This window comes from Prolixibacter bellariivorans ATCC BAA-1284, assembly GCF_000621705.1.
GTDB classification, from domain to species: domain Bacteria; phylum Bacteroidota; class Bacteroidia; order Bacteroidales; family Prolixibacteraceae; genus Prolixibacter; species Prolixibacter bellariivorans.
Genome location: NZ_KK211332.1, coordinates 277,173 through 284,231, shown reverse-complemented (window position 1 = coordinate 284,231; position 7,059 = coordinate 277,173). Strand labels below are relative to the sequence as shown.

Sequence of the window (7,059 nt, the reverse complement as noted above, 5' to 3'; positions counted from 1 at the left end):
TGAGAAAAACGAAACAAAAAGCCCCGATGTACATCGGGACAAGTCAAAGTGATCCGTCCTCCCACAAGGCTAACACACGCTCCGGCGACTTTGACAGGCCAACCCGCTTTTCGCCTTATGGCGAATTTGGGGACTTCGCAATGTTGAAAAAGAAACCTGAATGATAAGGTTCCCGTCTTACTGAGCGAAATCCCGACGGGATGACGTGATTGAAATACCTTCCTTGTTTTGATCGCAATGATGATGGGGAAAGCATTGAGCCGGATTTTTTATATCTCCGGCTGGAATGCACTCGAATCCCGCTTTATTTTGTTAACTCGAAATGGAACGTCACCGACGGATTCTTGTTGACTGTTACACGGGCTTCGTACTCGCCCTTTGCCAGCGACAGGTTATTGCCAAAATGCGTGGTCTCCAATCCCTGACCGGCAACATGCATGCGACACACCGGTAATGAGGTCCAATTACTCTTCTTTGGAGAAAGCTCGCGGTAACTGATTATCACCGAGGCGCTTTCAACGGGTTTTCCTCCTTCTTTTAAAAATGCTACAAGATGGTGATTAGGCTTTGATGCACTATTCATCAATACCGCATCGGCACCACCATCCCATTTCATGTCGGCACCGGCACCCTCATACGTTTCAGCCGGTAAGACCTTCATTGTTACAGAGACCTTTCCTGCCATTTTTGTCTTACTAACCACCTGGGCTTTCGCAACATTGGCTGAGAAAAAGAAGCCCAACGAAGCCGTCATCAACGAAATAAAAATCTTTCTTTTTGTCATAGCTATGTTATTTAATAATTACTGTTATTAAGAAAGTACTTAAAGTTAGGGGCTATTAAGAGTGGCGAAGAAAATTGGTCTCGGTTATTTATACTTGTTCTTGATAACAGTGGAGGAACAAAAGAGTTGTGTTCAATCCGGTATTTAACAGGATTAATTCCTGACAGGGCCTTTTCTTTAGCAAGAAACGAACACGACAAGGCATGGGCTTTCTTCTACGACAGTTTGGAAAATAAAAACGGGGCTAACATCATAAAATGCACCCCGTCTCTATCAGTTATTTCGTTTTATTCTATAACCGGCTTTATGGTTGGCCAACTATTAATCAATGATGAAACAGTCTTACCCCTGTATTGATAATGGTTATTCCATATTTGTTGGCCGTCTCAATGATTTCCTCATCGCGAATGGAGCCCATGGGGGTGGCAATGTATTTGATTCCATATTGGTGAGCCAGCTCGATGTTATCTTTCTGCGGGAAGAATCCATCGGAGAGCAAGCAGGTATTTGGTAGTTCGTTTAACAGGATTTTGTCTCCAAATCGCTCTTGCCTTTCCAGCTCAATCAATTGGTCCAGGTCTGTCCGCTTTTTGTTTTCAAACTGATTTAAAAACGAGTAATCAATTTTGCTCTTCTGGTACCAGACATTGGCTTTCGTTAACGCCAGGCCTGAGCACAGAATTCTTGACTGCTGTCCGGAACCGATACCGATGACATGTCCATTCGATACCACACAAATCGAATTGGATTGCGTAAACTTCAACGTAAGCATACCGAGTTTTAAATCGGTAAGAATACCCGATGGAATGTCTTTATTTTCGGTTACGACATTGGAAAGTTGCTCGTCACTGACTTTTAGACTGTTTCGCTTTTGTTTGATGGTGATTCCAAATATCTCACGCGTTTCAACTTCTTCAGGCTCAAAGTTTTTATCTATCTGGAAAATCACATAGTTGCCTTTCTTCTTCGAACGCAATATCTCCAGCGCTTCATCCGTAAATTCCGGGGCGATAAGTCCATCAGAAACTTCTGATTTGACCAATTGAGCTGTTTCTTTATCGACACAGTGACTCAACGCAATAAAATCACCAAACGAAGCCAACCGGTCGGTTCCTCTTGCCCGGGCATATGCTGCAGCCAGATTCGATAACGGTTTCTTTATCAGGTAAGCTTCTTTCTCATTTTCACTTAGTTCTTTATAAATGGCCACTCCGGAAGGCGTTACATGCTTAAAAGAAGTACTGCATTCAACATTCAATGTCTGGCTGACTTCTTTGACCAATTGCCATGAATTCAAGGCATCTAATACATTGATGACACTTGGATTTCCGTTCAGTAAGCTTAGTGCGTTTGACTGATCAATAACTTCCGCATAATCCTGGTAAGGATTCATTCCGTATTTCAACTTCATGGTGTTCATTTTTTTATTTCGTTTTGCAGCATATTTCTCAGGTTACTAAAACAGTTTGCCTGCATAGCGTCGGATGGCTCACAAAGTTATTGTATTATCTGATTTTACCGGATTTTGTAACCCGGTGAGGCGCATCTTTAACAATTTCTTCTGTTTCGCCGTACTTAAACAGGCATCGCTCCAAAGTCCATCCTTAATCGCTCGTGACCTGCTATGGTTATCGGGGTTGTGGACCAGGGTATTCATTCACTGTAATGTCGTTAGCGACCTGTCCTCCGATAGCGTGATATGACCCCGGAGGGGGGGCAAATATTGATAGCCCGGTCCCGATGCTTCGGGATTAACCCCGGGTAGAGAAATGTGGTGAGGGAAAGCGGTCGTGTGATGAACCTGATTGAAATACTTTCCTTGTTTCGACCGCAATGGTGATGTAACAACCTCGAAAACATTTTTCTTTTTATTCATCCATTGTCCTTCCGGACGGGATTTCATTTTTCTCCTTAGATGAGAAAAACGAAACAAAAAGCCCCGATGTACATCGGGACAAGTCAAAGTGATCCGTCCTCTCACAAGGCTAACACACGCTCCGGCGACTTTGACGGGCCAACCCACTTTTCGCCTAACGGCGAAGTAGGGGTGAGTAGAATTTCAGAATCAATATGAGAAAGAAAAAACCGGATTTGTTTCCCGGAGTGTTGCTATCGAAGAAGACATTGGCATCCTGTCCTCCTCAGGAGACGGATTTTTTGATGAAAATGTTTGAACGGGGGAACGTAAGATTAAGGTAACCTATTGTAAAACAGGTACCATCCTTCATCAATTCCGCTAATATTTTATTAAATTAAGGATCGAAACCTATTACACGTTAAAAAGGCGAAACAATGAACCTATAATCTAACGCTGAAACCCCATGAACCGAATACTAACCCTGATGCTGTTGTTGTTCTCGGGCCTGTGGGCCTCCGGACAGGACACGATCTATTTCGACTCAACCTGGCGGGTATCCACTCACAACAATTCAGCCTACTACCGGATCGATAAGAAAGAGAATAATGGATGGCTGCGCACTGACTATTACCGGGAGAATAACCAGGTGCAGATGAGAGGTCACGTATCATCCCGCGAACCGCAGATAAAGGAAGGTTATTTTGAATATTACTATCAGAATGGAAAGCTCTTGCACAAAGGCAACTATGCCAACAACAAAGAGGTGGGCGAACACATCTGGTATTATGAAAACGGGAACATAGAAGCCATAGAGAAATACAAGGGCGGAAAGCTGGATGGCGAGCTTAAGGAGTATCACGATAATGGTACCATTTCAATGGTATCCTTTTTCCGGAACGGCGTGCAGGAAGGCCAGACAAAGATTTACCGGAATGATGGCAAATTAGTTGCAGAAGGAGAGTATACGGATGGAGACCGAACGGGAACATGGAAATATTACGACGAATCCGGAAATATAGCCGGCACTCACGAATTCAAAACGGAATATCAGTTGGCCGAAGCCGGATTGCACATCAAGCTTCCCAACTCATATTGGAGTTTGATTGATAAGGCTACCGGTGTCCGGACGCGATATTTTTTTAGACGGGAACCGGTTATCGATTCGTTAGGGCGGGCCATCACTCCGTCGATTATGATTTATATTGAAGACGCCAGTCAATATAAACAGGATGTCACCCAATTCTCCATCGATAAGCAGACGCCGATAAAGGAACAGAAAGTTGAAACCGAAAAAATGTTGACTCAGAAGAATGATCCGAACTACCCTTTATCAATCAAAAATTCTTACATCTTCAAATGTCATTATACCGACGGAACCAGTGCCCGACTCGAGCACGTGCTTTATATGGTTTACATTATTACCAGGGAGGATAAAGGGATTCAGATTTATATGGATATGACCAAAGATATTGCGTTTGGTTACGAACAGGAATTCATCAACACCATTAAATCACTTAAAGAAATCAGCCAACTGGTTAAGGCAAATTGACCAGAATAAACTACCATGGCAGTATGCATTGTTTATTTGAAGCAATCTCTTACATGGGAATATTTATCCGTCCTTTTGACAATGTTTGGGGTAGGCAATTCATTAAAGGTGCTGTAGTTCATGCTTGTCCTCCTCCGGATGAGGATTTTGAATGACAATCAGGCTTGTCGCCCGGTTGCAAGTTACACCTACTTCAATGCTTAAAACTGTCCTAACAACAGAAACTTCTCTAACCTGCAACCTTTCTCTTTGCCACTTCTCCGGTCTATAATCTAACGTCTGGAGTCTTCTTTTTATCTGTAAAATGTATTCATCAATCAGGAATAAGTATACGTCGTCAAAATTTGGCTGGCTTACTTTTGTGTTGTAATCATTAAAAAGAAAACAGATGAAGAAAGTAGCCTTAATAACCGGAGCCTCCACCGGAATAGGAAAAGAGCTGGCGACCATTCACGCCGAAAAAGGCGGTGATGTCATTCTGGTTGCCCGTAGCAAGGATAAGCTGGTGCAACTAAAACACGACCTGGAACTAAAGCATCAGGCCAGCGTGCTGGTCATGGCAAAAGACCTGACGCAACCTGGTGCGCCCGAAGAAGTATACGACGAGGTGAAGAAAGCAGGATGGCAAGTCGATTACCTAATCAACAATGCCGGCTTTGGCGGACGGGGCAAATTCCATGAACGGGAGTGGGAAAAGGACCTGGCCATGATTAATCTGAATATCGTTGCACTAACCACCTTAACTCGCTTGTTTTTGCCTGACTTTGTTAAACGAAACGAAGGCAGAATCCTGAATGTATCGTCAACGGCGAGCTTTATGCCCGGTCCGCTGCAGGCTGTCTACTTCGCGACCAAAGCCTATGTCACCTTCTTCAGCAATGCGATAGCAGAAGAACTGAGTGATACGCGCATTACGGTAACGGCCTTGATGCCGGGTGCTACTGAAACAGAATTTGGCCGCGTTGCAGGATTGGATAAGACAGAAATGTTCAAAAATGCAACGAGCGCGCGTAAAGTAGCAGAAGATGGCTACAACGGAATGATGAAAGGGAAGCTGGATGTAGTTTCGGGCCTGCCGTTTGCTATGAAAATGATGTTGCCCATGATTCCGTTTCTGCCGAAAAAGATGGTGCTGAAACAAATCCGTCAGATGCAGGAAGTGAAGTAAGCACTTTCAGATTACTCCAAAATGAAGCATCTTTAAGATTAAAAGCTGAACAGATGAAGAACGTTATCATCACCGGTTCAACCGGAATGGTAGGCAAGAGCGTCTTGCTGGAATGCCTCGAAAGTCCGCACATCGAAAAGGTGCTGGTGATTAACCGGCATTCGCTGGAGATGCAGCACCCAAAACTGGAAGAGCTGTTGTTGCCGGATTTTCTGCAGGTGGAAACCATCAAAGACCAACTCACGGGTTATGATGCCTGCTTTCATTGCATGGGCGTTTCGGCGTTGGGCATGAGTGAAGAGGCTTATCACAAAGTCACGTACGAGGTAACTAAAGCCTTTGCTGATGTGCTGTGTGAAATCAATCCCGGCATAGTATTCAATTACGTGTCGGGTGCCGGTACCGACAGCAGCGAAAAAGGAAAGATCATGTGGGCCCGTGTAAAGGGAAAAACAGAGAACATGATGCTGGCGAAAGGATTTAAGGATGCTTACGCTGTGCGGTTGGGAACCATTCTGCCTGAGAAAGGAATCAAGTCGAGGACGAATTGGTACAGTTACATGTATGTCATCCTGAGTCCGTTCTTCCCGTTGCTGAAGAAATCGAAAAACATCACCACGACTACAAAGTTTGGAAAAGCGATGATCAATACGCTGCGGTTTCCAATGAGCAAAAAATATTTGACGAATAAGGATATAAACGAACTGGCCAACAAATGAAAGACATTATCCGCGTTGAGACGATAAGCCAGGTGCATGAGCTGCTGGGAATTGAAAAGCCCAAACATCCCTTGGTTTCGGTGCTTCATCACCAGGATACCGAGTGGCGGGAGAATCAATACGCCAATGAGCGCGTATCGCTCAATATGTATCAGGTGACCCTGAAGATGTGTTCCCCCGGTTCGTTTGAGTATGGTCGTAATTCGTACGATTTCCGGGAAGGCACCATGATATTTACCGGGCCGGGACAAGTCTTTACCATTCATGAAATGCGGGAGGGCGATGCGGCAGACGGATGGACGCTCCTGTTTCACCCCGATTTGATACGGAAGTCGGAACTGGGCAAAAGCATCGACGATTATTCCTTTTTCTCGTACGATGTGCACGAGGCACTGCATCTTTCCGATGACGAGAAGAAAACGATCCAGGAACTGGTCGGTAAAATCGAAAAGGAGTACCTGCAAAACATTGATCAACACAGTCAGAAACTGATCATCTCCAACATTCAGTTGATACTGGATTACTGCACGCGTTACTACGACCGGCAATTTTATGTTCGCACCAACCTGAACAAGGATATCGTGACCCGCTTCGAGCAATTGCTGAAAAGCTATTTCAACGAAGAGAAACCCGTCGAGGGAGGGATTCCCAGCGTCCGGTATTGTGGCAATGAGTTGGGCATGTCGCCGAATTATCTGAGTGATCTTTTGAAGAAAGAAACCGGCCGGAATGCACAGGAGCACATTCACTATTTTGTGATTGACAAGGCGAAAACCAGACTACTCAATTCAACCGAATCCATCAGTCAGATAGCTTATAGTCTCGGGTTCGAGTACCCACAACATTTCAGCAAAATCTTCAAAGCCAAAACCGGCATGAGTCCGGCCGAGTATCGGAATGTGAATTGAATGAAGCGTGTTGATTTATTCCCCTTTTATTCCCCGTCCAACGGGAAAAGCTTGCCAACCAACTGTCGGATAA

General features: G+C 44.6%; 6 protein-coding genes. 4 read left to right on the top strand and 2 right to left on the bottom strand.

The features are described from left to right. Positions 1–304: 304 nt before the first annotated feature. Together T426_RS0120440 and T426_RS0120435 are read right to left on the bottom strand one after the other, a co-directional pair. A complete protein-coding gene (locus tag T426_RS0120440) occupies positions 305–784 on the bottom strand; it encodes a hypothetical protein (protein ID WP_025866007.1) in 480 nt (159 codons plus the stop codon). A 325-nt stretch (positions 785–1,109) separates the two neighbouring features. Further along, on the bottom strand, positions 1,110–2,195 hold the full coding sequence (locus tag T426_RS0120435; protein WP_051539191.1) for a 5-aminoimidazole-4-carboxamide ribonucleotide transformylase: 1,086 nt from the start codon (positions 2,193–2,195) through the stop codon (positions 1,110–1,112). A gap of 910 nt (positions 2,196–3,105) precedes the next feature. On the opposite strand from T426_RS0120435, the gene T426_RS0120425 reads away from it, so the two are divergent. The 4 genes from T426_RS0120425 (at position 3,106) to T426_RS0120410 (ending at position 6,986) form a co-directional block, all read left to right on the top strand. After that, positions 3,106–4,191, top strand: coding sequence for a toxin-antitoxin system YwqK family antitoxin (locus T426_RS0120425; RefSeq protein WP_036985035.1), 1,086 nt, complete (start codon positions 3,106–3,108; stop codon positions 4,189–4,191). 388 nt (positions 4,192–4,579) lie between these two features. Beyond that, positions 4,580–5,359, top strand: a complete 780-nt coding sequence (locus T426_RS0120420; protein WP_027586214.1) for an SDR family NAD(P)-dependent oxidoreductase — start codon at positions 4,580–4,582, stop codon at positions 5,357–5,359. A gap of 53 nt (positions 5,360–5,412) precedes the next feature. Then, positions 5,413–6,078 (top strand): NAD-dependent epimerase/dehydratase family protein, encoded by a 666-nt coding sequence (locus tag T426_RS0120415; RefSeq protein WP_025866012.1) that lies wholly within the window; start codon positions 5,413–5,415, stop codon positions 6,076–6,078. After that, positions 6,075–6,986 carry a helix-turn-helix domain-containing protein gene (locus T426_RS0120410; RefSeq protein ID WP_025866013.1) on the top strand — a complete coding sequence of 304 codons (912 nt, stop codon included), beginning with the start codon at positions 6,075–6,077 and terminating at the stop codon, positions 6,984–6,986. Before T426_RS0120415 ends, T426_RS0120410 begins: the two co-directional genes overlap by 4 nt. Positions 6,987–7,059: the final 73 nt, after the last annotated feature.

What these genes read in the sequence shown, in the direction of transcription:
- T426_RS0120440 (WP_025866007.1), bottom strand. Translation starts at nt 784, where the DNA reads ATGACAAAAAGAAAGATTTTTATTTCGTTGATGACGGCTTCGTTGGGC.
- T426_RS0120435 (WP_051539191.1), bottom strand. Translation starts at nt 2,195, where the DNA reads ATGAAGTTGAAATACGGAATGAATCCTTACCAGGATTATGCGGAAGTT.
- T426_RS0120425 (WP_036985035.1), top strand. Translation starts at nt 3,106, where the DNA reads ATGAACCGAATACTAACCCTGATGCTGTTGTTGTTCTCGGGCCTGTGG.
- T426_RS0120420 (WP_027586214.1), top strand. Translation starts at nt 4,580, where the DNA reads ATGAAGAAAGTAGCCTTAATAACCGGAGCCTCCACCGGAATAGGAAAA.
- T426_RS0120415 (WP_025866012.1), top strand. Translation starts at nt 5,413, where the DNA reads ATGAAGAACGTTATCATCACCGGTTCAACCGGAATGGTAGGCAAGAGC.
- T426_RS0120410 (WP_025866013.1), top strand. Translation starts at nt 6,075, where the DNA reads ATGAAAGACATTATCCGCGTTGAGACGATAAGCCAGGTGCATGAGCTG.